Source organism: Mesorhizobium sp. WSM4815 (assembly GCF_055811575.1).
This window is the reverse complement of record NZ_JBVVQS010000101.1, coordinates 554695-580337: the sequence shown is the minus strand read 5'-3', so window position 1 is coordinate 580337 and position 25643 is coordinate 554695. Positions and strand designations below refer to the sequence as shown.

The following is a 25643-nucleotide window of genomic DNA, read 5'->3' as shown; positions in this document are numbered from 1 at the left end:
CCATCCCGGACATGAAGTAGTTGCCAAAATGGGCGCCGATCCCAGCCAGCAGCAGTATGCCGGCAGCCTGGGCCGCGAACTCCCTGGTTCCGAGTTCGCCAACGCTGGGCAGGTTCCTGGTGAAGAGCTTCAGCCGGCTCAAACTCTGCAGCAGGCCAAGGGCCAACAGGCCACAGGCCAGGAAGAGACCGACCTCAATCAACGGCGCATAGTCGTTGCGGCCCAGTTCCGCAGCATCGGAAACTGCCCGCGTGACGTTCTTGTGGAAGGCGAAATAGACCATCGGGAAAATGGCGAAGGATGGCCGCAGGATCGAAAAAAGCGCCGCCACAAGCGCGATCAGGCGAGAATAGACGAGTACATTGCCCAACGCGTCGGCGCGAACTGCGTCGGCAATGCCGAGTTCGTCTCCAAGCCCGAAGCTGAAGAGGCCCATCGTTATCGCCAGGCCGACCACGATGATGCGCGCAGCCCGCGCCTCGGCGGGATAGCGCACGAATGCAAAAAGGCAGCAAAGCAGAGCCAACCCGATGGCGCTGACCGTGGCGAGGGCAGGATCGTGCCACGCCACGCGGGACGCCGCCTTCTCGTACAACAGGATCGGAACGACCCCGCACAGGAACGGGAAAAAAAGAAGGGCTGCAAGGACATAACGCTCAACGGGTGAACGCTCGATGCCGACTGACGGCCAACGCCGGGCGCTGCCCGCTCCGATGCTCATCCCATGCTTCTCCCGTCTTCCGGACTTTTCGCCTCACCTGTTCGGTTTTCGGTGCTCACCTTCCGGGGGACGGGATGAGCCCTCACGCCGCACGTTGCCGCCGGATATTGCTGCACTGCAACAGGATGCGTACTACAACCTAAACGCACAGGCAACGACGAAAGTTCAAGATGCCCCTGGCTCAATGCGCGCGCGCAATTTGTGCCAATTACCGCTAAATGCCCGCGTTAAATTGCCGACCTGTCGCAATTTGGTACAACAACAGCAACAGCGATCGCCGCCCGCGTCACCGTGCCCGGTGTCGAGCCAGGGTATTGCAGGCTCAAAAAAATGTTGCCAATCTACCCAAAGTAGTGGCAAATATTATGTTGCAGTGCCTAAGAGTGCGCTGCAACATTGAATTTGTCTCGCTGACCTGCAGAAAACCGATCGCATCGGCGTCAGGTGCAGGTCAGTGGCTGAAGAGGCCATGGAAAATGGTACTCGACACCCGGGCCAAACAGGTCGCCGACGAGCACCATGGTATCGTCGTGATCGGCGCTGGCTTCGATTCAGCCTTTTTCCTGCACCAGTTCGTCGGACGGAGAAAAGTTCGTGTTCCCTTCGGATTGTGGCGCCACAGCACGCGTGATCGGCAGCTCGAACGCCGCGCAAACAGCAATATCCGGGACGAGGACGCCGGCAGATCGTTGAATTGCACGATCGGCCCAGGCGGTCATGCCCGTGAGCAGCTTTGCCAGTGGGAGAAAATACCATGACGGTGTTTTATGACAGCAGCCGTCCGGACGCTTTCATCGGCGGTGCCGGTTCGGACGCAGTCAATTACGGCGCTTCGCCCCGTGGAGTCACCGCCGATTTGGCTTCCGGCCATGCTTACAAGTTGCTGTCGATACTGCCGCTGGGCGATTCCATTACCTATGGAGTGATCGCGAGCTCTTCCGATACCGAAAGCGGCGGGTATCGGAAGTTTATGCTGGAACAGTTGGCGGCACTCAATGTGAAGATCGACTTCGTCGGTTCCTCGTCCAACGGACCCGCCAGCATGGGCGATCGGGATCACGAGGGTCACCGCAACTGGACGCTCAATCAACTGAACGGCATCGACAACGATGTTGTGGCCGCTACGAAACCCGATGCCGTGCTGCTGATTGCCGGAACAAATGACAGCTCGACCGACAGCGTGCCAACGATGCTGCAGGATTTGCGCAGTCTTTTGCTCAGCCTGACCTCCAGCGATCCCGCATTGACCGTCTTCGTCGGTTCCTTGCCTCCCGTTCGCGTCGGCCAACAGTCGCAAGCGCGTGCAGACCGTGTCGATGCGTATAATGATGCAATGCCCGGTCTGATCTCTGAACTGGCCGCACAGGGGCACAAGATCGCCTTTGTCGACATGCGTGATCTGACACCGGATGACATCACCGCGCCGCCGCTTGACAGCGGGCTGCATCCGACTGCCGGGGGCTATGCAAAAATCGCCTCACATTGGATGGCCGCCCTGGAACAACATCTCGGCCTGGACGGGACCGGTATCGGAAGCGACCGCGACACCTTCACCAGCATCGAAAATCTTACAGGCTCTTCCTTTGCGGACCAACTCGGCGGAAACGAGGGAGCCAATGTGCTGGATGGGCTGGCTGGCGATGATTTGCTGGAGGGCCGCGGCGGCTCCGACCAACTCATCGGCCGGGTCGGCGCCGACACGCTTGTCGGCGGCACGGGTAATGACGTCTACTATGTCGACAATGCCGGTGACAAAACCATCGAGGCGACCAATGGCGGCGTCGACGAGACGCATGCTTATACAAACTGGACCCTGGCCGACAACGTCGAAAACCTCTTCCTGAGGTCGGCTGCCAATCTGGCGGGAAAAGGCAACGAACTCGCCAACACCATGGTGGGCAACGGCGCAGCGAACACGCTCGAAGGCCTCGGCGGCGCAGATCGGCTGGACGGCCGCGGCGGGTCGGACCGGCTCGTCGGTGGTCTTGGCGCCGATATCCTCATCGGTGGAACGGGAAACGACAGCTTCGTCTTCGCCGCCGGCCATGGCCACGACACCGTCACCGACTTCGACTTTTCCGGCGATGATCTCCTGGAGATTTCAGGCTACCAAAGATATAGCGAACTCCGGCAGGTCGGGAGCGACACGCTGGTCGTCTTCTCCGACAGCGACACCGTTCTCCTCAAAGGCGTGACCAGCGCCTCCTTGAGCAGTGCGGATTTCCTCTGGATCGATCCACTCGACGAGCCGCCGCCGGGGTCAATCGTAGGCAACGACGGCAACAATACGCTTACCGGCGGTCCCGGTGCGGACGTCATTTATGGAATGGGCGGCAGCGATATCTTGAACGGAAAAGCGGGCGCCGACACGCTTGTCGGCGGCGCGGGTGATGACGTCTTCCATGTCGACAATGCCGGTGACAAAACCATCGAAGAGAACAATGGCGGCTTCGACGAGACGCATGCTTATATAAACTGGACCCTGGCCGACAACGTCGAAAACCTCTTCCTGAGGTCAGCTGCCAATCTGGCGGCAAAAGGCAACGAACTCGCCAACACCATGGTGGGCAACGGCGCAGCGAACACGCTCGAAGGCCTCGGCGGCGCAGATCGGCTGGACGGCCGCGGCGGGTCGGACCGGCTCGTCGGTGGTCTTGGCGCCGATATCCTCATCGGTGGAACGGGAAACGACAGCTTCGTCTTCGCCGCCGGCCATGGCCACGACACCGTCACCGACTTCGACTTTTCCGGCGATGATCTCCTGGAGATTTCAGGCTACCAAAGATATAGCGAACTCCGGCAGGTCGGGAGCGACACGCTGGTCGTCTTCTCCGACAGTGACACGCTCTCGCTAAACGGTGTCCTCGTCGCAAGCATCTCGAACAGCGATTTTCTCTTCGTGTAGAGCGGCATCTCCCTACGCTATGTCAAAGACAGTCGCTGACATGCGGTCTCTTCGCGCAAATTGCCCTTCGTCGTTGGCTAAAGCGCGTCGCGTTTGGCCGCCTCATGCGACGCGCTTTAGGTTGTTGTTTTTATGCATGTCGTTATCGCAAAACCGCTGCACACCCTCGGGTCAGGCCCAAGGGCATGCTTTTGCGCGACATGCATTAGACCTCTTTTGCTTTATTCGCCCGTTTCGGTCTCGATCAAGACAAGGCGGTCGGTACCGGACTCCGCACCCCATACCTCGCCGGAGCGCCCGTTGAGCTGGCGCACGTTGGCGTTGTCGCGGTCGGACGGGAAGCTCGCGAAGGTCTGCGTTGCCGGGTCGAAGCGGACGATGGCGTTCGCGCTGAAATCGGTGAGCCAGACCTTGTCGCGTTCATCGACATAGACGGCATAGGCCTGGGGCTCGTCTCCGGGCAGCTTCCAGCTGCGCCAGTCATTTGCGGCCGGATCGAAGACGCTAACCTGGCCGGCGTTCCATTCGCTGACCCAGATGCGGCCTTTGGAATCCGACCAGACGCGGCGGGCGCCCTGATCCGCGGTCGGCGGGTCGATCGGGGAAGCCTCGCCGGTCGAAACATCGATCCTGGCGATATGGTTGCCGGCGAGCGAGGCGTAGTAGACCTCACCGGACGGCGTGGTTGTGATCCCATAGGCGCCGCGACCGCGCGGAGCGTTCCAGACCTCGACCTTGCCGCTCGCCGGATCGAGCCTGCCGTAGATGCCCTCCTGCCCGGTGAACCAGAGCCTCCCGTGTTTGTCGAAGGAAGCGGTGTTGAGGTTCGCGTAGCCGTGCCCCTCGGGGAGCGGAAAGGCCTTCACCGCTTCCGTTTCGGCATCAACGCGCACGATGGCGCTGAGGCCGCCGTCGGTCACCCAAGCGGCGCCGTCGGGACCGACGATCACGCCGTGCGGCGCCGAACCGTCGCCAAGGGTGATGTGCTTGACCGCGCCTGTATCAGGATCGAGTCGCCCAAGCGCGCCCTGTGCCTGGGCGGTGTACCATACGGAACCATCCGGCGCCGGAGCGACATCGTGCGGGCCGGCGCCCTCCGGAACGGGATAGTAGCGGACCTCCTCCGAGGCGGCACGCGCGGCCACCGAGCAGAGCAGCGCGGCGAACAGCGCCGACGCAATCGTACGAAACATGGCGAACTCCTCACATCGCGCGTTTCAATTTGCACAGCGAGCGATCCACGTATCCTTTTCGCGCCACTGCGGAGATGGCGGGCTCGCCGTGCCGCTTGCTGATCAAAGTCAGGAGCTAGTGCAGCCCCTGCCCTCGCCTAGGCCTGCAAGCCCAGAATCGTCGATAGGCGGTAGCATCGTGGGAACCTGCGTTACGACGACGCAACCGCGGCCCGCAATTGGACTTGGCGTGCCGAAGGCGTCAGCTTTGCCGCAAAAGTTCCCGCGCCAACTCTTGCCATTCCTCATCAAGCGTCAAAGTCGACGGCGCGGCGTCGCAGCGACGATACCAATACTCCGCATTGGATTGATCGCCTTCCTTGCGATGGAGGAAGGCATGCACGCGCATATAAGCCGTATCGTCGCGTAGCTGTGCACGCTCGTGCGCCTTATCCCAATCGCCCTTTGCATCCCACCACAGCGCCTGCAGGGCAGGACTCAAGCCGGCGGGCGGCTGTGATTTCGCAATCGAACCTCTGAAGGCTTGCAGATCCATTTTTCCACCGACGTGATGTGCATGGGCGGCGATCACCCGCGATCTGATGCATGTCGCGCAAAAGCGTGCAGCGGTTTTGCGATAACGACATGCATAAGACAACAACCTAAAGTGCGTCGCATGAGGCCGGTCAAACGCGACGCGCTTTAGGACATACAGATATAGCGGCATGGCATCGGATCTCCAGGGCCGCCGCCGATATCGACCAGACGCAAGGCCAAAATTACCTCCGGTCGCCGTGGGCCATCCGCAACTGGAAACGATGACGGGCGTTGCTGTGACGAACAGGATATAAGCGTATCTGGCAGCAAGCCAGGTTGAAGAAAGCCCGACGGTCATGAAGCCAATGAACGAAGAGCACCTCGCAGTGCTGCGCAGGCACATGGTCGAGATGATTGCAATCCATACCGACCTTGCAAGCGAAGAGCTCGGCAAGGCGGCGCTCGATGAACGGGTGATGGCAGCGATGCAGCAGGTGCCGCGCCATCTGTTCGTGCCAAGCTCGGTCGCGCCTTATGCCTACCAGGACATGCCACTGCCGATCGGCTTCGACAAAACCGTCTCGCAGCCGTTCATCGTCGCGCTCATGACCGATCTCCTTGCTCTCCAACCGCACGAGGCGGTGCTCGAGATCGGCACCGGCCTGGGTTACCAAACCGCAATCCTCGCGGAACTCGCCGGGCACGTTTGGAGCGTCGAGATCATCGAGGAATTCGCAAGCCATGCCGAGGCTCTGCTGCAGGACCTCGGTCTATCCAATGTCAGCATTCGTGTCGGGGACGGGTCTCGCGGCTGGCCCGAGCACGCTCCATTCGACAAGATCCTGGTCAGCGTCGCGGCGGGGCGGGCGCCACCGGCTTTGCTCGAGCAGCTCAAGCCGGGGGGCCGCCTGGTTATGCCTGTAGGCCCTGAACAAGGGCAGTTGCTGACGGTCATCGACAAGGATTCGGCAGGACAACTGAAGACCCGCAAAATCATCCCGGTTCGCTTCAGCCGGCTCGAAACGGTCTAACGAGGGGTGCGGACATCCGGCACGCAGGGAGCGCCGGGCCGCCTCATCCTTATGGGATTTCGCCGTCTCACGGCTGCTTCGCGTCGGCTCGTTTGAGCATCGCAAATGCGCGATTGATCCGTTGCAGCGCTGTCGCGTTGGCCACGAGTGCGTACAGCGCGAACCCGCCCGCCAGAATCCAGGGCGAAGCGGCGCCCATGGCGGTCGCCAAGCCGTCGGCGACCAACAGCACGCAAATGAACACCAGGCGTTCCATCCGTTCGAAGAAATCCGGCCACGCGTGGTTTTCTATGGGGATTTCGATCGCCGTCCGCGCCTTGGCGTAGCTGGTGAGGAGTCCGCCGGCGAACGCGAGCATGGCGATCGCCCACAGGTCGGCGACCCAGCCTATTGCCGCAAACACGGCAAGTTCCTGATAACGGTCGGCCATGGCGTCGAAATAGCCACCCGCCTTGGTGCTCATGTGTCTGCGACGGGCAACCGCCCCATCGAGCGCGTCGAAGGTGAAGGCAAATGCCAGGCAAAGGCCAAAGGCGAGGCTCGACTGGTGGTACAGATAGGCGGCGCACGACAGGGCGACGAGCACCAGCCCGCCTGACGTAACCTGGTTCGGGGTCATGCCGATCCCGATCAGCGGAGAGGCGGCGTGCTCCCATAGCGGGTCGATACGGCGTTTCATGAGACCGGCGATCATGATGACTTGGCTCCTCTGATGATGTCGCTCCGCGACGTTTAACCGGCAAATTGAGGGTTCGTTCCAGCCCGTCGGCGCCGATCGAGGTGGTCAGCGCAATGCCCGTTGTGTCCGCTGTCGCAAAAATCGACTGGCGGTCTATAGCGCGTCGCGGCCTTGACCGGGTCACGCCCGAGGGCATGCTTTTGCGCGACCGCATTAGCGGAAGTAACCGGAAAGACTGATACAACGCATATCCGCAATTCACCGGGAAGCCGTTCGAAACGCCATGCGTAAATTACTGCCTAAGCTTGCTTACCTGCTCGCGACCTCTGCCGGCGCGGGATTATCTCCGGTATGGCCGGGCACCGCCGGCGCGGGCGTAGGAGTGGCCGTTGCCGCGGTCCTGATACCTGCATCGCCTTGGCTGATCGTGCTCGCCTATTTCGCCTTTTTCGCCGTGGGAGTATGGGCGTCATCGCGTGTCGTCGCCCATACCAGGACGGAGGATCCGCAGATCGTCGTTATTGACGAGACCTTCGGCACCGCCGCAACGCTTTCCATGCTGCCGCTCGACCCGGTCTGGTGGGCAGCAGGTTTCCTTGCTTTCCGGTTCTTCGACGTCGCCAAGCCTTGGCCCATCGGCGTCGTGCATGAAAAGGTAAGGGGTGGACTCGGCATCATGCTGGACGACGCGGCTGCGGCTGTCTTCGCCGGCGCGTCGCTGCTTTTGCTGAACGATTTGATTCACCGTTTGCCGTAAGGAGGACATCTCAGTCTTCACCTGCCACCCAGCGCGAAAACAGACCTCTTCACTAAAATCTGCCGGAGCAGCGCTAGACCGCAGCGTCGCGCGGCCGCGCCAAATCGTTCGTTCCCTCCGGATCCGGCGCCTGGCCATAGCTCATCTTCTTCATCTGCTCGATCACCCGCGCCATCTCCTCGTCGGAAAGGACCGGCGGCTCGCCAAGGCTAAGCGCCTGGACATACATGCGCGACAGGGTTTCGACCTCGTTCGCCAGCCACAACGCCGCTTCCATGGTCTTGCCGAGCGAAATCTGGCCGTGCTGGCCGAGCAGGCAGGCGAGGCGATCCTTGAGCGCAACCAAGGCATTGTCGGACAAGGCCTGCGTGCCAAAGGTTGCGTATTCCGCGCAGCGGATGGTGGTGCCGCCAGCCACTCCCGCCATATAGTGGAAGCTCGGGATCGTCTTGTGATGGCAGGCCAGCGTCGTGGCGTAGAGCGAGTGGCAATGCAGCACGACGTCGATCTCCTGCCGCTCCCTCAAAATGTCACGGTGGAAGCGCCACTCCGAGGAGGGCCGTCGGCCGACATAGGTGCCGTCAAAGCCCATCTCGACGATGTCTTCGGGGGTCATCGTTTCGTAGGGCAGCGACGAGGGCGTGATCAGGAAACCGTCGCTAGAGCGCACCGACAAATTGCCGGCATTGCCCTGGTTGATGCCGCTTGAGTTTATCCGGCGGCAAGCATCCACCATCTCGCGGCGCAGAGCGCTGTCATCAGTCATCGATCGTTCCTTTTGCTGGTCTTGGCCCGTTGCAGGTTGTTTCGCTTCGCCAGGTCGCGCCACCGCTGTGCATAGGCAGCGAGCGTCTCACGATCGCCGGCAAAGGCAGTCGGCAGGCTGAGCGCGATCGGAGCCGGCGTGTCACGCGTTTCGTGTTCGCCAAGCAGCGCCGCACCCGAGGCGGTGCCATAGGAGTCGAGGTTGTAGACCGTTTCGGCGTTTGGCCGCAGCGCCGCAACCAGCGTGGCGTAGAGCGGGTCTCGCAGGAAGGTGCCATCCAATGCAACCAGCCCGGTTTCGTTCAGCGCATCGATACATTCCACCGTCAGCAGCGCGGCGTAGAGCACCGCGAGCGCCTTGCGCTCTGCAGGGGGTTCTGCGGGCGGCCCTTCAAACCGGCCGCGCCCAGCGCTGCCCGGAAACAGGCCGTCATCGTCGCCGAACGACGGCAATGCGAAGGTGCCGCGCTCAATCAGCAAACTGACCAGCGCAGCGTCGGCCGCAGTTCCTTCTTGCCCCTGCCCTGCCACATGACTGAACTCTCGTCCGCCCATGGTCAAAACGCCGCCGACCGGGCGTCCTGTCACGTCGCTGTTCAGCACCATTCCGCGATTTTCATCGAGGCGGTCGAGAGGTGTCGCCGCGCACATTCCGACAATCCAGGTTCCGGTAGAGATCACGCAGCCGTCGTGCATGCCTGCCGCCTGATAGCGGTAGAGGTTCAGGCTGCTGTCGTGGCCGCCGGTCAGGACAGAGAGCTCTTCCGGTATGCCGTGCCGGCGCGCCAGATCGTGCCGGATTGGCCCCAGCCTCTCCCAGGCCGGAAGGAATGGTGGCATGAGGCGCTGCCATCCCTGCCCCGCCACAATGGGCGACCACTGCTTGCGCACATTGTTCCACAGATGGGATTGCGCCGAGAGGATCGTCGTTTCGGCCGATGGCACGCCTGACAGCCGCCAGGCCCAATATTGAGGCAAGCCCAGATACCAACGAGCCTGAGCGACGCGCTCCGGATCAACCTGCTGCATCCAGTACAGCTGGCGCGCCTGGTGGGCAGCCTTCAGCATGATCGCGCTGCCGCGATCGAAGAAATCGCCCGAAAGCGGTGCGTAGCCTTCGCGAATTGCAGGCGGCAAATCCTGCTCGTAGTCAATCATCGGCAGGGCACAAGTCTCGTCGGGATCTGCGTTCACCAAGACCCCTGCGGAGCCATGTCCGGTGCCGACCACCTTTTCCAGCGGATGGTGTCGGCACAAAGTGGCGAGCGAGCCGAACAGCCAGTCGGTAATGCCGTTGAGATCGTGCTGCCGCCAAGGTGGACCGGGCCGCACTTCGTTGTGGACAGAGAGGCTCTCCACGAGCACGCCGTCGAGCGTCATTGCGGAGAGCTTTATGTTGGTCTTGCCGACATCGAAGACGGCGATCCTTGCGCCGTCCGCCTTCTGCCCGTCACCCATCGTCTCAGATCAGACCGTATTGGCGAGCCTTGTTGCGCAGGAACGGCAAGCCATTGCCCATCACTTCGGCCTCGTCCTTCGCAACCGGCCGCCAGACCGAGAGGCCGTAGGAGACTTCCGGCGGCATGTTGATGAAGCTTTCCATGGCCAGTCCGCCCTTGAAACCGATCGCCGCCAGCGTCGCGTAAATCTCGTCCCAGGGGCAGTTGCCGGTGCCTGGTGTGCCGCGATCACTCTCAGACAAGTGGATGTACTTCAGGTGGTCGCGGGCAGCCAGAATGCCGTTGGCGGCCCCCTTCTCCTCGATGTTCATGTGGTAGGTGTCGAGATGAACAAAAATGTTGTCGGCCCCGACTTTCTCGACCATCCAGACGGCCTGCGCGCCGGTGTTGATCAAATGGTTCTCGTAGCGGTTCACCGCCTCGATTCCGAGCTCGATGCCGCGCTTCTTGGCGTGCTTGGCGGCGACGGTCAGCACATGGGCGATATTGTCGTATTCCTTTTCGGTCGGTGGCAGGCCGGTGCGTTCGCCGATACCGCCAAAGATCACGCCGGAAAGCGCCAGCGCGCCCATTTCCGCAGTCTTGTCGATCGCCACTTCGAGATGTTCGATGGCGGCATCCGGACGCACCGAGGCCCAGGCGCGCTCCGGCAGGCCAAGCGAGCAAACGGCAGGAAGATTGTGCTTTTCGAGCAAGGCGCGTGTGTGCGCGGCATCGACCGCCGGCGCGTTCAAAAGCGCGATCTCGATAAAGTCCATCCCGTATTTGACGGAAGCCGCGATCGCCTTCTCTGCGCCGGCCCGGTCCCAGTTCATCGTCCACATCGAGGTGTGGACCCCAAAACCATGCATCTAACTCACCCTCTGTTTGTGTTCAGGAATTTGAGGCGCCCGGCAAGCCAGCGCAGGATCATCACCGTGATCATCAGGATGCCCCAGACTGCCGTCGCAAGGTGCTGGCTCGCGCCCATCAGGTTGAGTCCCGAGGACAGAAGCTGGAGCACGACGAGCGCAACGAAGACCGGGATCACCCGACCGAAGCCGCCGAACGGATTGACCCCGCCAAGGAAGCAGGCAAGCACGGTGATCAGCAGGTAAGACTCGCCGTGGCCGACACGCACCGAATTGAAGCGCGCCAGCATGATGATGCCGGCCACCGCGCACATCGCGCCGGACAATGTGTAGACGAGAACCTGCACCTTGCGCGTATTGATACCGGAATAGCGTGTGGCCTCGATATTGGAGCCTATCATGTAGGTGTTGAAGCCTAGCTTCATGCGCGTCAGCAAGACGTGCCAGATCAGCACGCAAGCGATGAAGATGAGCAACGGCACCGGGATGCCAAAAATCGAACCGTAGCCGATCGGCGCCAGGAAGCCCGGAATGCCTGACACGTCGCCGCCGCGCGTCAGGAATTCGCCGAGACCGCGCAGGAAGATCATCATCGACAGCGAGACCAGGATCGGGTGAGCCTTGGTGTAGGCGATGACGAGCCCCATGATCAGCCCGCTCAGTGCGCCGACCGCGATGGCAAGGGCCGAGCCAAGGAGGAAGGCGCCGACGCCCGCGTCGACGCCTCCCTGGCTTTGCAGTACCCAAGCCAGCGTCAAGCCGGCCATGTTGGCCGTGAAGGTGATGGCCAGGTTCAGGCCGCCGGTCAGGATCGGCAGCAGCATGGCGAGTGTGAGGAGGCCGAGTTCCGGCAGTTGGAAGGCGACGGATCCAAAGGTAGCGCGGGAAAGAAAGTTCGGCGCGGCAAAACCGAACACGATCATGACAGCTACGAACGCGGCAAACGGACCTGCAAGTTCGGGGCCGAGCGCATTGCGGACGCGTTCAATCAAAACCGTCATGAAGGCACCCGTCGGCTTTTCAGGAACGGCAGCAGGCGTTCGATGCTGGTATTCGAAAGCGTGATTGCGGCAAGAATGATGGCGCCGACGATCATCTTGAACGCGAAAGGCGACACGCCCATCAAATTTAGTCCGTTCTGGGTGATCGAGACCAACAGAACGCCCAGAATGCAGCCGAGCACGCTGCCCTTGCCGCCGCCGAGCCGCGCACCGCCAAGGACCACCGCTGCCAGGACGTCGAGTTCGCGCCCATAAAGGGCATTCGGCACAACCTCCTGCGCGTAATGCGCCTGGACGAGGCCGGCGATACCCGCCATCAGGCCAAGCCAGCCGAAGGCGATAAATTGCATGGCACCGATATTGATGCCGAAGCGGCGCGCGCCCTCCGGGTTGTCGCCAAATGCGTAGAGTTGGCGGCCAGTGGTGGTGCGCGTGATCAACGCCCAGGTAGCGAACACGCATATGGCCATAATGAGCACAGGCAGGGTGATCTCCGCCCAGGTCCCGTCAGCCATCTCTCGCTCGAACAGCACGACGCGGGTGGTGAGCCAGTCCGGCAGGTTGTAGATCGACACGCCGCCTGTGAAAAACATCAGCAAGCCGAAGAAAATGTTGAAAGTCGAAATCGTGGCGACGATCGAGATGATCCTGAACCCGTGGATCAGGAAGGCGTTGATGCAGCCCAACGCGACGCCCAATGCGCCAGCGATGATGAAGCCGACAATCCAATTCCCGCCGCCGATCCAGCCGAGGACGGTCGCGGTCAGATATTGCACAACGGAGGCAGCAACCGCGAAGGAAATGTCAATGCCGCCGGCGATCAGCACGACCAGCAGGCCAACGGCGAAGATGATGTTGACCGAGCTGGTGTTCAGAAGGTCAAACGCGTTGCCGAGGGTGAAGAACCGGTCTGTCGCGAACGAAAGGAAGACGCAGATGACTGCGATAACGGCGAGCAAAGCCAGTTCCGTTGCGTGGGAGCGGACAAACCTACGCATAGACCGCCTCCTCCATCGCCTGGAGGGTCGTAGCGCCCGGCGTAAATTCGCCGACAATGCGCCCCTGAGCCATGTGCAGCACACGGTCCGCGTTGAAATAGACTTCAGGCACCTCGTCCGAGATCAGGATAATGGCCAGGCCGCTGTCCGCCAGCTTGGAAACGATGTCGAAAATGCCGGCGCGCGCGCCGACATCGACGCCGACAGTCGGTGCGTCGAGGATAAGCAGCTTCGGGTCGGTCGCAAGCCATTTTGCAATGGCGACACGTTGCTGATTTCCCCCTGACAGGGTCGAGATCGCGTCGTCCGGCTTTCCGATCCTGACGCCGAGGTCCCTTATCCAGCGATTGACCAGAGATCGCTTGCGATCGCTCGAAATGAAACCGCCTGAAAGGATCTTGTCCAGCGAGGCGATGACCATGTTGTCGGCGATTGCCTGGGGCTGAATGAGACCGAGCGACAGCCGGTCTTCCGAAAGATAGGCGACGCCGGCGGCGATCGCGTCACGGTTGGAACCGAAGCGAACGGGTTTGCCATCCAAGGCGACAGAGCCCGATTTCGGCTTGCGCATGCCAAACAATGTCAGCGCCAATTCGGTGCGCCCTGCCCCGAGCAACCCGGTGATGCCGAGCGTCTCGCCGCGCCGGACTGTCAAGGACACGTCGTCGAATTCGCCGGGCCGCGACAGTCCCTTGACCTCAAGCATGACCGGGCTCCTGCTCAAATCCCGATGCAGGACGGAATAGTCGAAGGTCTTGCCCGTCATCAACTCGGTGATGCGCGACTGGGTCAGGCCTTTGGTTGGATAGACGCCAACCAGGGCGCCGTCGCGCAGCACGGTGACGCGGCTGGAGATTTCAAGAACCTCCGCCAGGCGATGACTGACGAACACAACGGCGACACCCGACGCCGACAGATTGCGCACAACGTCCAGCAGATAGTCGGTTTCGGATTGGGTGAGCGACGCCGTCGGCTCGTCCATGAAGACGAGCTTTGCCTCACCGACGAGGGCGCGGGCGATTGCTACGATCTGCCGCTGTGCGATGGGAAAGTGGTGGAGTGCCAGATCGACATCGAAGGTAACACCAAGACGTTGCAAGGCGTTGATCGCGACCCGACGCATCTCGGCATAGTTCACCAGCCGCGGCCAGCGGCCGATGACGGTCTGGAACGCGATATTCTCGGCGACAGTCATCTCGGGAAACAGGGCGAGATCCTGCCAGATGACCTGAATTCCGCTGGCCTGCGCCGTAACCGGCGACATATGGGAGTAGCTCTGGCCATCATAATCGATTTCGGCGCCCGCCTCGGGCTTGTACACGCCTGTAATGACCTTGATCAGCGTGCTCTTGCCGGAGCCGTTCTCGCCGGCAAGACAATGCACCTCGCCCGGCAACACCTCAAAGCTGACATTCTTCAGCGCCTTCACGCCGCCGAACGTCATGTTGACGTTGCGGAGCGACAGCAGCGGCCGTGGTGCGGCGCCATCGAGTGCCTGATCAGCCATCGAGTCGAAACCTGGATCCAATCGCGTTTGCAATCCTGCAGCCGGGCCGGTTCGAGGCCGGGCCCGACTGCCATTAGCCCTGGGAGGCTTTACAGGCCCATCGCCGCGAGATCGTCGACAGTATCCTTGTTGATGGGGACGAGTTGATCGACGATGATGTTACGGTTTTCGAAGTCCGGCTTGACTGTCCCAAGCCCTTCGATCGTATCGCCATCCTTGATCTCTTTGCCCTTCATGAGATGATCGGCCAGCGTGACGAAAACCTCGCCCGCCTGCTTCGGATTCCACATGAAGCCGCCGGAGATCGCGTCGCTTTTGATGAGCTTCCGGCCCTGGCCTGGCGAGAATGGTCCGAGCACAAAAATTTCGCCCACCTTCCGGCGCTCTTCGATTGCGCGGCCAGCGCCGATCGGGCCTTGGCTGCCGAAGGCGAGGAAGCCCTTCAGGCCGGGATTTGCGGAAATCAGGTCAAGCGCAGTGCTGCGGCTCTTGTCTACATCCTCGGCGACGCCATAACGTTCGCCGACGAGTTTCATGTCGGGATTATTCTTCTTCAGATACTCGATTGCCGCATCGGCCCAGGCATTGTGCAGCGGCACCGTCAACGAGCCGACGAACACTGCATACTCACCCTTGCCGCCCATCTTCTCCGCCAGGAGCTTGGCGTGAGCCTCGCCGAAGCCGGTGGCAGATGCGAGTTCGAAATCCCAGTCGGCGCCCTTCTGGCCAGGCGATTCATGTGTGATGACGATGATGCCGGCGTCCTTGGCCTTCTGCAGGACCGGTTCAAGCACTTTCGCATCATTCGGCACGACGCCGATGACCTTGACGCCCTGCGCGATCAGATCCTCGATGGCGCGAACTTGCAGTGCTGGATCAGCGCTGGTCGGGCCGACCATGAATGCGTCGATCCCGAGCTTCTCGCCGCGCTCCTTGATACCCGCCTCCATTGCGTTGAACCACGGAATGCCGCCGATCTTGACGACGACGCCGACCTTGCCGGCCTGCTGTGCCATCGCAGCGAATGATCCGCCAATCATAAGGGTCACGGCAAGCGCCGCGATCAAGAGCTTTTTCATCTGTATTCCTCCCATAACGTTCCTAGTGGGAACACACTCGAGCCGTCGAACGACGGCGGCCGTTAGAAACCTCCCCGAAAGAGACGGGGCACTTCCCCATCGATCATCCACCGGTTTTCGCTTGCACAATCGATGGTGCAGAAACTATTGTGCATCGAGAAGCTCTCGTCAAGCGGGATATTGCTCTAAAATAGACGCGCCGGAGGCGCCAGATGGATCAGCGGGTCAAGAAGAAGGCGACGATCTATGACCTGTCCGTGCTGTCGGGCAGTTCGCCGTCGACCGTGAGTGCCGTGCTGAACGGCACTTGGCGCAAGCGCCGCATCAAGGAAAGTACGGCGCAAACAATTCTCGGCCTCGCCGAACTCCACCAATACACCACCAATCTGCAAGCGCGAGGCCTGCGACGCTCGCGATCAGGCCTGGTCGGCCTGATGCTGCCCGTCCACGACAATCGCTACTTCTCCTCCATGGCGCAGACGTTTGAGGGGCATGTGCGCAGCCGCGGCCAATGCCCGGTCGTGGTTAGTGCCAGCCGCGACCCCGAAGAGGAACGGCGGACCGCGGAGACGCTGATCTCCTATTCAATCGACCAGCTCTTCATCGTCGGCGCCACCGATCCCGATGGCGTGCACGAGGTCTGCGAACTGGCGGGGCTGAGGCATATCAACATCGACCTGCCGGGAGCGAAGGCGCATTCGGTGATCAGCGACAATTATCAGGGCGCGCGGATGCTGACGGAAGCAATCATCCGCCGCTTCGGCAACGACGATCCTCTGCGGCCGGACGAGCTGTTTCTGTTTGGCGGCCGCAACGACCACGCCAGCCGCGAACGCATCGCCGCTTTCCATGCGACCAAGAAGGCGCTGCTGGGCGCCGACCCTGACGATGGTGTGCAGTCCTCCGGGTATTCGCCTGATATAACTTTGCGTGCCTTCGAGGCGTTTTACCAATGCCGTGGCAAGCTGCCGCGCGCGCTGTTCATCAATTCGTCGATCAATATGGAAGGTCTGCTGCGTTTCATGGCCGGCCGGCCGGCGGAAATGTTCAGCGAACTCGTCGTCGGTTGCTACGACTATGACCCCTTCGGCTCCTTCCTGCCCTTCCCCGTAATCATGGTGCGGCAGAATGTTGAGGCGATGATCACGAAGGCATTCGAGCTGATCGATGAACCGCCGACGGCACCGCAGACCTTCCTGATCGCGCCAGAGTTGATCCAGCCCAGGTCTGCATTGAAAGGGCCGCTGGACACGCTGAAGGATATAGCCTGAGGGTGCCCCCTCGCTATAGGGCGACACGGCCTTGAGATTTTCAGTGGTTCATCGTGCCGACCCTCACAGGAGTGTCGCCGTCCTCAGCGCGAGCCAATTGGGTGGTGCGTAGGCGCCTGTAAAAAGGTCTACAGCAGCGAGCGTCAGAAGCGATAACGGATTCCAAGAGCGTTCGCATTGGAACCCTCTGTCATATCTCCAAACGTGCCATCGGCGCCGGATCTATGGTGGAGTTGGTAGACGAGTTCGACGTTGGGAGCCTGCCTCACTCTGAACGAAAGCTCCGCACCAACGAAGCCGAGGAATGATGCATCGCCATCGTGGACGATTTCGCGTTCGCGCTCGATCTCGGTAGGGCCGGTAACGGCACTGAACCCAGCAGTCAGTGCGGGCGCAATCGCCAAATCAGCAATGACCAGGCCGTGGTGGCGCAGTCGCGCTCCGGCCCAAAGTTCGCCAGTCGTATCATCGTCCTCGCCAAATCTTATGGCCGCGCCGGCGACGCCACCAAGAACGAAGCCAGCGCCGATATCGACGAAATCGCGACCGTATGCAGCTCCGACTATATAGTTGTCGGTGTAGTCGGCACCGAAAACATTGATCGCGTCGCCGAAGGCCCCGCGCGTAAAGACGCCACCAAAGACAAAGACATCGTTCTTGGTCGGCAAACCGTCTGCGAAAGGATCCTGGGTCGCAAAATAGATAAAGGGAGAATTGTCATCGGCGAGACCAGAACTGACTGAAATGCCCAAGATCACCGCAGCCAGGGCCACTTGCAGTCCACGCATAGACAAGCTCCGAATCAATCCCTTTCCATGGTTGGCAATTGCAGTGACAAAAAACAAGGTACGAATTGTTTTATCGCCAAAATACTGGATGCGGGTGGCTCGAACCATTCTTCAGGCTTTGCCGGGGGCGCGCAGGTGACCTTCGCCACGGGCCGCAACGGCGCAGTCTTCGGCCGCCGGCCTGACAGTAATGGCATCAGCCTATACCAATTCACGTCCGTTGCAGCGTTCGACTGACGCGATCATCTGCCGGAGTTCGATCATTGATGGATAGGATTCCTGTGCGCCTTTTTTCCGGACGGCAATCGCCGAAGCCGCGACGCCCCAGCAAGCGGCGTCGTAGGCGGACTTGCCGTCGAGCAAGGCGACGGCCATTGCCGCGATAAACGCGTCGCCTGCACCCGTCTTGTCGATCACTTCGATCGTCGGGGCGAGAATTTGCATTGCGTCGTGATCCAGTGCGAGAAAGCAGCCGCCGTCTTCGAGCTTGACGCATGCTATCTCCACCCCGAGCGCATTCAATTGGAGCGCCGCTCGGGCCGCATCGTCATTGGTGGCGATCGGCAGGCCAAGCAGATCCGAAGCCTCCTGCTGATTTGGCGTAATCGCGCAGAAGCGACAGAGTTGCGACCGATCGATTTGATCGGCGAATGTCGGGTCGACCAGGACCCTGAACCCACGTTCTTGCGCCGTCTCGAAAGCGGCATTCAGGACGGGCAAGGGAATTTCAAAGTCAGCAACGAGTATCGATCGATCAGGAGAATTCCTGATGGCTGCCACGACGTTGTCAACGGCCGCTTCACTCCAGGACATGTTGGCATTGGACGCGGACAGAATGGCTTTCGTGCCGTCCTTCGGAACCACCACGATGGCAACGCCAGTCGGGACGTCGCTGTTAACGCCGACGGACCCGAGGTCGAGCTCAGCCGCCTTCAGCGGACCGACTGCGATCTCCGCGAAACGGTCGTCGCCGACGCGCCCGATAAGCCTCGTCGGAACGCCGAGGCGATGGGTGAAATACGCGACGTTGGCGGCTTTGCCGCCGGCGCGTTGGGCGAAGCCGCTGGCCCTAACGGTGCCGCCATCGCCAAGCGAGCCCTGAACGTCGAACTGCAGATCGGCATTGATGCTGCCCAGCGAGAGCACGATCGGGCGCGGCAACGAAACCTCCTCAACCATTCGTGCGGAAGTGAGCGACTGACCAAGGAACTCGTGAACAGACGGAGGGTTCCGGGGTCGGGCCGGCGGAACAGGCTGGGGCTTACTGCGATGGCCAAGGAACCCGCCGCCGCCCAGATCGTTTGCGATCTGACCCAGACCAGTCGGAACGGAGGCAGACATGCTCGACATGCCGCATGCTCGCAACTGCGACGCGCCCACAGCCGGTCGGCCTGGGCCGAAGCATGCCAAGGCCGGAGCACCCGATACTTATCCGTTCGGGCTCTAGACCAGCGTTATGCTGCGCGACGTTGACTATGTCCTGCGGAAACTCGACTGGATGCGCGCCGAAGGCATCTGGCCCAACGGCCTGCGCTATCTCTGGACCGATGCTTTTGGGGTCGTGCTCTATGTCTCGCTTTACAAGGCACTCGGCGAGGAACGTTGGCTGGGTGAGGCTGAACGGCTTGTGGCGGACGTCGAGCGTGTGCTCGGTCGTCCGCGCGGGTTGAGAATCGGCGAAGCGACAGATCGCGACGGACAGTATTTCCACTACCTGGCGATGTGGCTGTTCGCCTTGGCGCGGCTCGGCGATCTGAAACCGCGATACCGCGTGCGCGGCGTTGCGCTGGCGCGCGATATCCATCCGGCCTTCGTGATCCCCGGCCGCGGCGTGATCTGGAAAATGCAGGAGGATTTGAGCGGTCCTTATCCCGGCTACGGTCTCGGCAGCATGGACGCCTACGATGGTTACGTCTCCTACCGGATGCTCGATGAAGACGCACTGGCGCCCGAGATCGCGCAGATGCATGACCTGATCGAGCGCGACTGGCGCACCCTCGACATCGAACAGGATCTCGGCCTCGGCATGATGCTGTGGCTCGCCCACTTTTTTCCCGCCGAGCCATGGGCCAAAGCGCAGACGAAACGTTCGCTGCGGAATTTGGAAACGATGTGGGTCGACCCGCCGGGCTATTTCAGCCGCGCGCCGTGGCTGCCCGATACGAAATTCGCCTTCACCAATTACGGCGTGTCGCTGGGCCTGCAGGCCGCCGGCGTCTGGCCCGAGCGCATCGGGAGGTTGAACACTTTCTTCGAGAATTGGCGCTCCGGCGATGATTACGATCGCGAGGCGATCACTTGGGTGATGGCTTGCACCTCGCACCTTCCCGGTGCGTTTGTCGCTTCCGGAAACAACGACTGAAGATGGTAAATCCGGAACGTTTTCGCGCCGGCGCGGGTTGTCGATGGAGATGCATCCAACGCATGGGACGCCGGTGAAATGGCCATTCTTTCGGGAAAACCGGGAAGCTGTTGGGTGGCGGCAGCCACCGCTACGAACTATTCTCCGCTCGAGGGCTCGGTCCATGCCGATGCCGTTGTCGTGGGCGCCGGGATTGTCGGGCTCACGACGGCGCTTCGCCTTTGCGAGACCGGTCGGTCGGTGATCGTCGTCGAAGGCCTGCGGACAGGCGGCCAGGTGACCGGCCGCTCGACGGCCAAGATCACGACGCAGCACGCGCTGATTTATCGCCATCTCATCGACACCTTTGGGCGGGACCTGGCGCAGACCTATGCCGAAGCAAATTCCGCCGGCGCCGTGCAGATCCGGGAATGGGTTCACGACTATGCCATCGCCTGCGATCTCGAGGCCAAGGACGCCTATACCTACAGCTGCGATGCAAACCGGCGCGCGGAGATCGTGGCCGAGGCGGAGGCCGCGCGCCAGGTTGGGCTGGACGCCGATGTTTTGGAGCGCGCGCCGCTGCCTTTCGAAACGGCCGCCGCTCTGCGTTTTTCCGACCAGGCGCAGTTCAATCCGGCGATGTATCTGGTTGGCCTGGCTCAAGCGGTGACGGCCCGTGGCGGACGGATTTTCGAAAACAGCCGCGCGATCTCTATTGGCGAGGCAAGCCGCTGGCGCGTCGTTACCGACAGCGGCACCGTTCACGCCGAGCATGTGGTCGTCGCCACCAACATGACAGTGAAGAGCCCCGTCGGCATGGCGAACCGGACCCAGCCGCGCTGCCACACTGCCATGGCGTTTCGGATCGATGACCCTCTTGCCGTCGACGGCATGTTCATCGGCATCGACGACCCGACGCATTCCATCCGCACCGGCCGCGACGCCGAAGGCCCGCAGCTTGTCGCACTCGGCCCCAAGTTCGACACGGGCCAGGACGGCGATGTGGCGAAACGGTTTGTCGAGCTGGAACAATGGGCAAGAATGAGCCTTCCCGTTGGGGACGTTGCGTGGCGCTGGTGCAATGAGGACTATGATACCGCCGACAGGGTTCCGTATGCCGGCGAACCCGATCCGGACAAAGCCTCCGGTTTTCATATCGCCACGGGATTCAACGCCTGGGGCATCACCAACGGAACGGCCGCAGGCATGATGATCGCGGATCTGATCTGCGCGCAGCCGAGTCCATGGCAAAGGCTCTACGACCCGGCGCGGTCTTATCCCGAGGACTTTCACCAGAATGGCCGCAGCCAATCGATTGTCTCAAGCCTCGACGACATCGCGCCCGGCATGGGCGGTGTGATCGTCAGGGGTGACGAAAAGATCGCGGCGTGGCGAGACGCTGAAGGGGTGCTCCACCCGGTTTCGGCGACATGCACCCACAAGGGCTGCACCGTGACCTGGAACAATGCGGACAACACCTGGGATTGTCCCTGCCATGGCTCGATTTTTGCGGCCGACGGTTCGGTCATCCATGGCCCGGCTCGAAAACCGCTAGCCCCGGCCGCGCTGTAGAAAAGGCGGCGGCACAGCCCGGTGTTACCGTGCGTAGGTTCCGACCAACTCGGTCTGCTCCAGCGCATGCTTCTGGGCTTCCTTCCAGACGAGTTGCACGCCCGCCTGTCCCGGCACACTGAGGCTCGGCACGTCGAGCGCGGCCAGCCGGAAATGATAATGATGGACGCCATGTCCCACCGGTGGCTGCGGGCCGTCGTAATAGGCATTGCCGAAATCGTTGGTGCCTTGCCTGAGTGCCGACGGGCCTGGCTTGCCGTCTTGCGCCTCGGCAAGTTCGCCGGCATCAGGCGGGATATTGAACACCGCCCAGTGCCCGAAAACCCCGCTCGGCGCGTCGGGATCCTGCACGACGAGAACAAGGCTCTTGGTACCGTCCGGAACACCGGACCATTTTAGCGGTGGTGAGACGTTCTGGCCATCGCGGGTATATTTTTCAAGGATTTCCCCGCCCGCCGGGAACGCAGGGCTGATAAGGGTGAGTGGCATTTCCATCTCCCCAAGAAATGAGACCAACTGTATCTGGCGCTATTTCACGCCGCTTGTTGAGCTGCCGCGACGCGCCTGATTTCTGCTGGCAAGGATTCCCAAACCTTGATCATCTGCCCCTCTCCCACATGGTGAGCGAGCACCTTGGATACGACCCTGAATGCATCCTTGGAATCGACCGGTCGGGTGAATTCCAACTCCGCCTTGATTTTGGCCAGGAACTCATCGAGCGACCGCAACTTCTCGGGAGTCGTGGAGGGCTGATATTGGTCGTAATAGGCGCCGCGCACGAGGATCGGCAGCTGCGAGCCGAGGTGGGCGGCAAGATCCGGCTGCATGCGGTCTCGCAAGGCGTGGAGCACCGCTCCAAGCACATGCCATGCGACCTGCCGATCCGGTCCGATCTCGGTCATGATCTCGTCGAGCCAGATGTTTGTTGTCTGCAGCGTCTTGTCGAATACGTCGAGTCCGGTGGCGCTCATCGGAAGCCTCCTTTCAACAGGTTGAATGACTCATTGGACGAAACGGCCTTGGTCGGCTGTTGTTCCCGTCCCTAAAGGCCGCCTCTCGCGAAAGCGTGTGATCTATTCGGCCAAGTTTACGCTCGCCAAGCTTAACGCGTTTCCATCGAGAGTTGGCCCGTCAAGATTTGGCCGTGGCCACGGCAACGAAAAGAGATTGCCCTTGCCTGCTGATGCGGAACAACATCGGCTTGTTCAGCTGGCGGGATTTCGCCCACTCCTCTTGGATGTCCGACGGCTGTGTCACATCCCGGTTGTTGGCCGAGACGATCACATCGCCAGGCTGAACGCCGTTTTCGGCGGCGAGGCTGTTTGGAGCCACTTCCTGGACGAACACGCCTGTAGTATCCGGCTGGAGTCCGAGCTGCTGGCGTGCCTCGTCCGGGATTGCGCTGAGCGACAATCCAAGACGCGTGTCGGCCGTTTCCGACTTCGGAACGGCGCTGGTCTGTTGCTCCTCATCGTTGCGTTGTCCGATGGTCAGAGCTATTTCCTGTTGGCTGCCTCCGCGGTTCCGTGTCAGCGTCGTTTTTGTTCCCGGCTTTTGGCTCGCAGCCGCGAGCGTCAGATCATGGACGCTCTGGATGTCCTTGCCGTTAAAGCGTGTAATCACGTCTCCCGCCTGTATGCCTGCCTGCTCTGCCGGACTGCCGGGTTCGACCGAGGCGACCAGCGCTCCCTTGCTGCCGGGTATTCCAAGCGCCTCAGCAATCGACGGGGTGATCTCCTGGAGACGCACCCCGATGAAACCGCGCTCGATCCGGCCAGTGCGGATCAACTGGTCGACGACGTTCCGGGCGGTGCGGGATGGTACCGCAAAGCCAATCCCTATGCTGCCACCTGTGGGAGATACGATGGCCGTATTGACCCCGATCACTTCGCCGCGCGCATTGAACAGGGGGCCGCCGGAATTGCCGCGATTGATTGAGGCGTCGGTCTGGAGAAAATCGTCGTAAGGACCGGCATTGATGTCGCGCGAACGGGCCGAAAGCACGCCGACGGTAACGGTCCCACCGAGCCCGAACGGACTGCCGATAGCGATCGTCCATGCGCCGGGTTGTACTGCATCGGAGTCCCCCCAGGCGGTCGTTGTCATGTTGGACCGCGGGTCGATCTTTAGCACCGCGAGGTCGGTTGCCGGATCGCGGCCGACGAGCTGCGCAGGTAACGTCTCCTTGTCGGAGAATACGACATGAATTTCGCTTGCATCGGCAACGACATGGTTGTTGGTGACGATGTACCCCTCGGGGCTGATCACAAAGCCGGAACCAAGAGCCTCTCGCACCTGCGGTTGCGCCGGTCCGAGGCCGGGACTGCCGAAAGGACTAAGAAAGTCGCCCAGCGTCGCCTGGTCCTGGATGATCTGTTTGGTCGTTATTGCGACCACGGCTGGAATTTTCTCGCGCACGATCGCCGTGAAGTCGTTCGGGATTTCCTGAGCTGCGAGCGGAGCAAAGCCGCCGGCCGAGAGCATCAGAGTTCCGGCGATCAGGCCGGCGCAAAGTCTTTTGTTCAATACCGGTAACATGGCCTGCGACTCCTCCAGCGTCAGTGATCAAGCATGCGACCGCTCCGGCATGAGCCAGCGTTCACCAGCGGATTACGACAACCCTGTCGTTCCCGTTGGCGAGTTCGACAGCTTCGGTGCCGTCCGGTTTCCGGCTTTCGATCCGGGCACCTTCTACTGTTTCTATGCCGGCAATGTTGGCCGCAAAGGCCTCGTCAATCTCGGCGGCACAGACCAGGGTATCCGGGGGCAGATCCTTCACTTGGTCCATCAACTCGCGAAGCTTCATGGCGAACCTCCTTGGCACAGGCCCGGATTCTTTCAGCCGCACATTCCAACCATGTCCCTCAAGAAAGGTTCCCCGACGAGATCTGCGGGCATGTCACAGGGACGGGATTACGCCAACGATGCATCTGTGCTGGCATGGATCGTGGGCGCGGGCCGCGTTCACATGAATCGAGCTTCCTGCCCCTCCGACAAGGGACCCGGCCAACAGTCTTCGCCCGGCCGCCCTGGATGCAGAGCGTCGACTCGATCAAACACTGCGGCGCCGGCGATGCACCAGCTTTGGCGGCCAGCCGCTAACGAGAACGATCAAGACTTGTCGTCACCGTTCTTGGCCGGCTTCAATGCACAAACCTTGCCTTCAGCCAGGCCAGGAGTCTGTTCCCGGTAATTGACCGGCGGACTCTGGCGGCAGCCCATCGCGCTTGCATCGTAGCACCAACGTGACAGTGACAGACGATGTTGTGCAACTGCCAGTCACTTAGCTCGAAGAAGCGCTTTGCCTCACCGTAGGTATCATCTTTCAGACCCATGGCGCGCAGCACCGGATCCTCATAGGCAACGGTGATCGGCGACCCCGCGCCACGCGCTACGTCACGAGCTTCAGGACTGAGATATTCGGTGCCTGAAAGGGCTCCGAGGCAACGCCGTGGATTTTGTTCGAGAAGCTCTGCCCAACGCTCGATCCGCTGCGCCCGAGTCATGGTCGGGTATGTCGCCGAGGGCTCAACTTTCGCAACTGTCTGCAGTTGGTCGAGTGTTTGGTGTTTCATGGTCGGCTCCTTTCAACAGGTGGAAGTGCCCACGCCCTAACAGAAGATTATTGCGCTGCGACGCGCCGACAAGGCCAGAATTGGCAATGTCAGGAAGTTTGCCCCTCGCCCGGTTCGGATCAGGAACCTTCCCGGGGGTCTGCTTGTTTTGGCTAGTGAAAGGAGACGGTCATGAGCACAAAACCACCACCCGTTCCGGCAGAGAACCAGAGCCCAAAGGGTCCGGGCGATAAGAAGTCGGTTCCTGTCGACCAAACGCAGCACAGCCATTCCGCCCCAAATCCCGAGAAACAGGGCCAGCAGGGCAATACGAAGGTCAACACGACCCATCAAGGCCATCAGCAGGACCGTTAGGTGATTTCATGTCCACGTCGAAGAAGACACGCGCCAGCATCCGCCATGGCGGTCCTGGCGCATCGCACGAAAATGCCAAGGAGCCGCTGGTGATAGAAAAGCCGCCAGCCGATTCCGATCTGCGCAGCCGCAGCAAGATCTCCGGTGGCGGGGGCGAACGCGACAGCCACCATACTCATGACCCGGAAAAGAAGGGCGGCGGCACCCGGCCGGCAAACAAAGGGCGGTAGAGTGGCTGTGGCCTACTTTGGCCTACCGCCGCAACTTCCGACTGCG

At 61.2% G+C, this 25643-nt stretch carries 27 protein-coding genes; 10 read left to right on the top strand and 17 right to left on the bottom strand.

Annotated elements, in window-relative coordinates; genetic code table 11:
- The first annotated feature begins 28 nt into the window (after positions 1-28).
- The 3 genes from AC0L2B_RS28260 (at position 29) to AC0L2B_RS28250 (ending at position 3626) form a co-directional block, all read left to right on the top strand.
- Positions 29-667, top strand: a complete 639-nt coding sequence (locus tag AC0L2B_RS28260; protein WP_473747676.1) for a hypothetical protein — start codon at positions 29-31, stop codon at positions 665-667.
- A 530-nt stretch (positions 668-1197) separates the two neighbouring features.
- A complete protein-coding gene (locus AC0L2B_RS28255) occupies positions 1198-1479 on the top strand; it encodes a hypothetical protein (protein ID WP_473747675.1) in 282 nt (93 codons plus the stop codon).
- Positions 1476-3626, top strand: coding sequence for a GDSL-type esterase/lipase family protein (locus AC0L2B_RS28250; RefSeq protein ID WP_473747674.1), 2151 nt, complete (start codon positions 1476-1478; stop codon positions 3624-3626). The genes AC0L2B_RS28255 and AC0L2B_RS28250 overlap by 4 nt, the downstream gene beginning before the upstream one ends.
- A gap of 221 nt (positions 3627-3847) precedes the next feature.
- On the opposite strand, the gene AC0L2B_RS28245 is transcribed toward AC0L2B_RS28250, so the two are convergent.
- Together AC0L2B_RS28245 and AC0L2B_RS28240 are read right to left on the bottom strand one after the other, a co-directional pair.
- Positions 3848-4819, bottom strand: coding sequence for a Vgb family protein (locus AC0L2B_RS28245; protein ID WP_473747672.1), 972 nt, complete (start codon positions 4817-4819; stop codon positions 3848-3850).
- 241 nt (positions 4820-5060) lie between these two features.
- Positions 5061-5354 carry a hypothetical protein gene (locus AC0L2B_RS28240; protein ID WP_473747762.1) on the bottom strand — a complete coding sequence of 98 codons (294 nt, stop codon included), beginning with the start codon at positions 5352-5354 and terminating at the stop codon, positions 5061-5063.
- 337 nt (positions 5355-5691) lie between these two features.
- Between AC0L2B_RS28240 and AC0L2B_RS28235 the strand changes: the two genes are divergently transcribed.
- Complete coding sequence (locus AC0L2B_RS28235; protein ID WP_473509634.1) at positions 5692-6366, top strand: protein-L-isoaspartate(D-aspartate) O-methyltransferase; 675 nt, start codon at positions 5692-5694, stop codon at positions 6364-6366.
- Between the two features lie 67 nt (positions 6367-6433).
- On the opposite strand, the gene AC0L2B_RS28230 is transcribed toward AC0L2B_RS28235, so the two are convergent.
- A complete protein-coding gene (locus AC0L2B_RS28230; RefSeq protein WP_473747671.1) occupies positions 6434-7060 on the bottom strand; it encodes a CDP-alcohol phosphatidyltransferase family protein in 627 nt (208 codons plus the stop codon).
- Positions 7061-7328: 268 nt separating this feature from the next.
- Between AC0L2B_RS28230 and AC0L2B_RS28225 the strand changes: the two genes are divergently transcribed.
- Positions 7329-7802 (top strand): phosphatidylglycerophosphatase A family protein, encoded by a 474-nt coding sequence (locus AC0L2B_RS28225; protein WP_473747670.1) that lies wholly within the window; start codon positions 7329-7331, stop codon positions 7800-7802.
- 73 nt (positions 7803-7875) lie between these two features.
- Here the strand turns inward: AC0L2B_RS28225 and AC0L2B_RS28220 are convergent, their stop codons facing one another.
- From AC0L2B_RS28220 to AC0L2B_RS28190, 7 genes are all read right to left on the bottom strand, one after another.
- Positions 7876-8568 carry a class II aldolase/adducin family protein gene (locus AC0L2B_RS28220; protein WP_473747669.1) on the bottom strand — a complete coding sequence of 231 codons (693 nt, stop codon included), beginning with the start codon at positions 8566-8568 and terminating at the stop codon, positions 7876-7878.
- A complete protein-coding gene (locus AC0L2B_RS28215) occupies positions 8565-10025 on the bottom strand; it encodes an FGGY family carbohydrate kinase (protein WP_473747668.1) in 1461 nt (486 codons plus the stop codon). The genes AC0L2B_RS28220 and AC0L2B_RS28215 overlap by 4 nt, the downstream gene beginning before the upstream one ends.
- A 4-nt stretch (positions 10026-10029) precedes the next feature.
- Positions 10030-10878 (bottom strand): sugar phosphate isomerase/epimerase family protein, encoded by an 849-nt coding sequence (locus AC0L2B_RS28210; protein WP_023799537.1) that lies wholly within the window; start codon positions 10876-10878, stop codon positions 10030-10032.
- 5 nt (positions 10879-10883) lie between these two features.
- The gene (locus AC0L2B_RS28205) at positions 10884-11879 is read right to left on the bottom strand and encodes an ABC transporter permease (protein ID WP_473747667.1); all 996 of its coding nucleotides are present in this window, start codon (positions 11877-11879) and stop codon (positions 10884-10886) included.
- Entirely contained in the window at positions 11876-12877 is a 1002-nt protein-coding gene (locus AC0L2B_RS28200) for an ABC transporter permease (RefSeq protein WP_023799539.1), read from the bottom strand. Before AC0L2B_RS28200 ends, AC0L2B_RS28205 begins: the two co-directional genes overlap by 4 nt.
- The gene (locus AC0L2B_RS28195; RefSeq protein WP_473747666.1) at positions 12870-14384 is read right to left on the bottom strand and encodes a sugar ABC transporter ATP-binding protein; all 1515 of its coding nucleotides are present in this window, start codon (positions 14382-14384) and stop codon (positions 12870-12872) included. The genes AC0L2B_RS28200 and AC0L2B_RS28195 overlap by 8 nt, the downstream gene beginning before the upstream one ends.
- Positions 14385-14473: 89 nt before the next feature.
- A complete protein-coding gene (locus tag AC0L2B_RS28190; RefSeq protein ID WP_023799541.1) occupies positions 14474-15463 on the bottom strand; it encodes an autoinducer 2 ABC transporter substrate-binding protein in 990 nt (329 codons plus the stop codon).
- A 212-nt stretch (positions 15464-15675) separates the two neighbouring features.
- Here AC0L2B_RS28190 and AC0L2B_RS28185 point away from each other — a divergent pair, with 212 nt between their 5' ends.
- Positions 15676-16734, top strand: coding sequence for a LacI family DNA-binding transcriptional regulator (locus AC0L2B_RS28185; protein WP_473607228.1), 1059 nt, complete (start codon positions 15676-15678; stop codon positions 16732-16734).
- A gap of 143 nt (positions 16735-16877) precedes the next feature.
- Here AC0L2B_RS28185 and AC0L2B_RS28180 read toward each other — a convergent pair whose 3' ends face one another.
- Positions 16878-17630, bottom strand: coding sequence for a hypothetical protein (locus tag AC0L2B_RS28180; protein ID WP_473747665.1), 753 nt, complete (start codon positions 17628-17630; stop codon positions 16878-16880).
- A 93-nt stretch (positions 17631-17723) separates the two neighbouring features.
- Complete coding sequence (locus AC0L2B_RS28175) at positions 17724-18863, bottom strand: ribokinase (RefSeq protein ID WP_473747664.1); 1140 nt, start codon at positions 18861-18863, stop codon at positions 17724-17726.
- Positions 18864-18978: 115 nt separating this feature from the next.
- Between AC0L2B_RS28175 and AC0L2B_RS28170 the strand changes: the two genes are divergently transcribed.
- On the top strand, positions 18979-19884 hold the full coding sequence (locus AC0L2B_RS28170; RefSeq protein WP_473747663.1) for a hypothetical protein: 906 nt from the start codon (positions 18979-18981) through the stop codon (positions 19882-19884).
- Positions 19885-19962: 78 nt separating this feature from the next.
- Positions 19963-21438 carry an FAD-dependent oxidoreductase gene (locus tag AC0L2B_RS28165; RefSeq protein ID WP_473747662.1) on the top strand — a complete coding sequence of 492 codons (1476 nt, stop codon included), beginning with the start codon at positions 19963-19965 and terminating at the stop codon, positions 21436-21438.
- A gap of 24 nt (positions 21439-21462) precedes the next feature.
- On the opposite strand, the gene AC0L2B_RS28160 is transcribed toward AC0L2B_RS28165, so the two are convergent.
- The 5 genes from AC0L2B_RS28160 to AC0L2B_RS28140 all read right to left on the bottom strand — a co-directional run bounded on the left by AC0L2B_RS28160 (position 21463) and on the right by AC0L2B_RS28140 (position 25013).
- Complete coding sequence (locus tag AC0L2B_RS28160) at positions 21463-21927, bottom strand: YbhB/YbcL family Raf kinase inhibitor-like protein (protein WP_287119989.1); 465 nt, start codon at positions 21925-21927, stop codon at positions 21463-21465.
- Between the two features lie 44 nt (positions 21928-21971).
- A complete protein-coding gene (locus tag AC0L2B_RS28155; protein ID WP_091590070.1) occupies positions 21972-22409 on the bottom strand; it encodes a DUF2267 domain-containing protein in 438 nt (145 codons plus the stop codon).
- A 160-nt stretch (positions 22410-22569) separates the two neighbouring features.
- Positions 22570-23922, bottom strand: a complete 1353-nt coding sequence (locus tag AC0L2B_RS28150) for a Do family serine endopeptidase (RefSeq protein WP_473747661.1) — start codon at positions 23920-23922, stop codon at positions 22570-22572.
- A 115-nt stretch (positions 23923-24037) separates the two neighbouring features.
- On the bottom strand, positions 24038-24244 hold the full coding sequence (locus AC0L2B_RS28145; RefSeq protein WP_023799550.1) for a hypothetical protein: 207 nt from the start codon (positions 24242-24244) through the stop codon (positions 24038-24040).
- Positions 24245-24581: 337 nt separating this feature from the next.
- Positions 24582-25013, bottom strand: a complete 432-nt coding sequence (locus tag AC0L2B_RS28140) for a hypothetical protein (protein WP_473747660.1) — start codon at positions 25011-25013, stop codon at positions 24582-24584.
- 171 nt (positions 25014-25184) lie between these two features.
- On the opposite strand from AC0L2B_RS28140, the gene AC0L2B_RS28135 reads away from it, so the two are divergent.
- Both AC0L2B_RS28135 and AC0L2B_RS28130 read left to right on the top strand, forming a co-directional pair.
- Positions 25185-25367, top strand: coding sequence for a hypothetical protein (locus AC0L2B_RS28135; protein WP_473747658.1), 183 nt, complete (start codon positions 25185-25187; stop codon positions 25365-25367).
- An 8-nt stretch (positions 25368-25375) separates the two neighbouring features.
- Entirely contained in the window at positions 25376-25597 is a 222-nt protein-coding gene (locus AC0L2B_RS28130; protein ID WP_023799552.1) for a hypothetical protein, read from the top strand.
- Positions 25598-25643 lie beyond the last annotated feature (46 nt).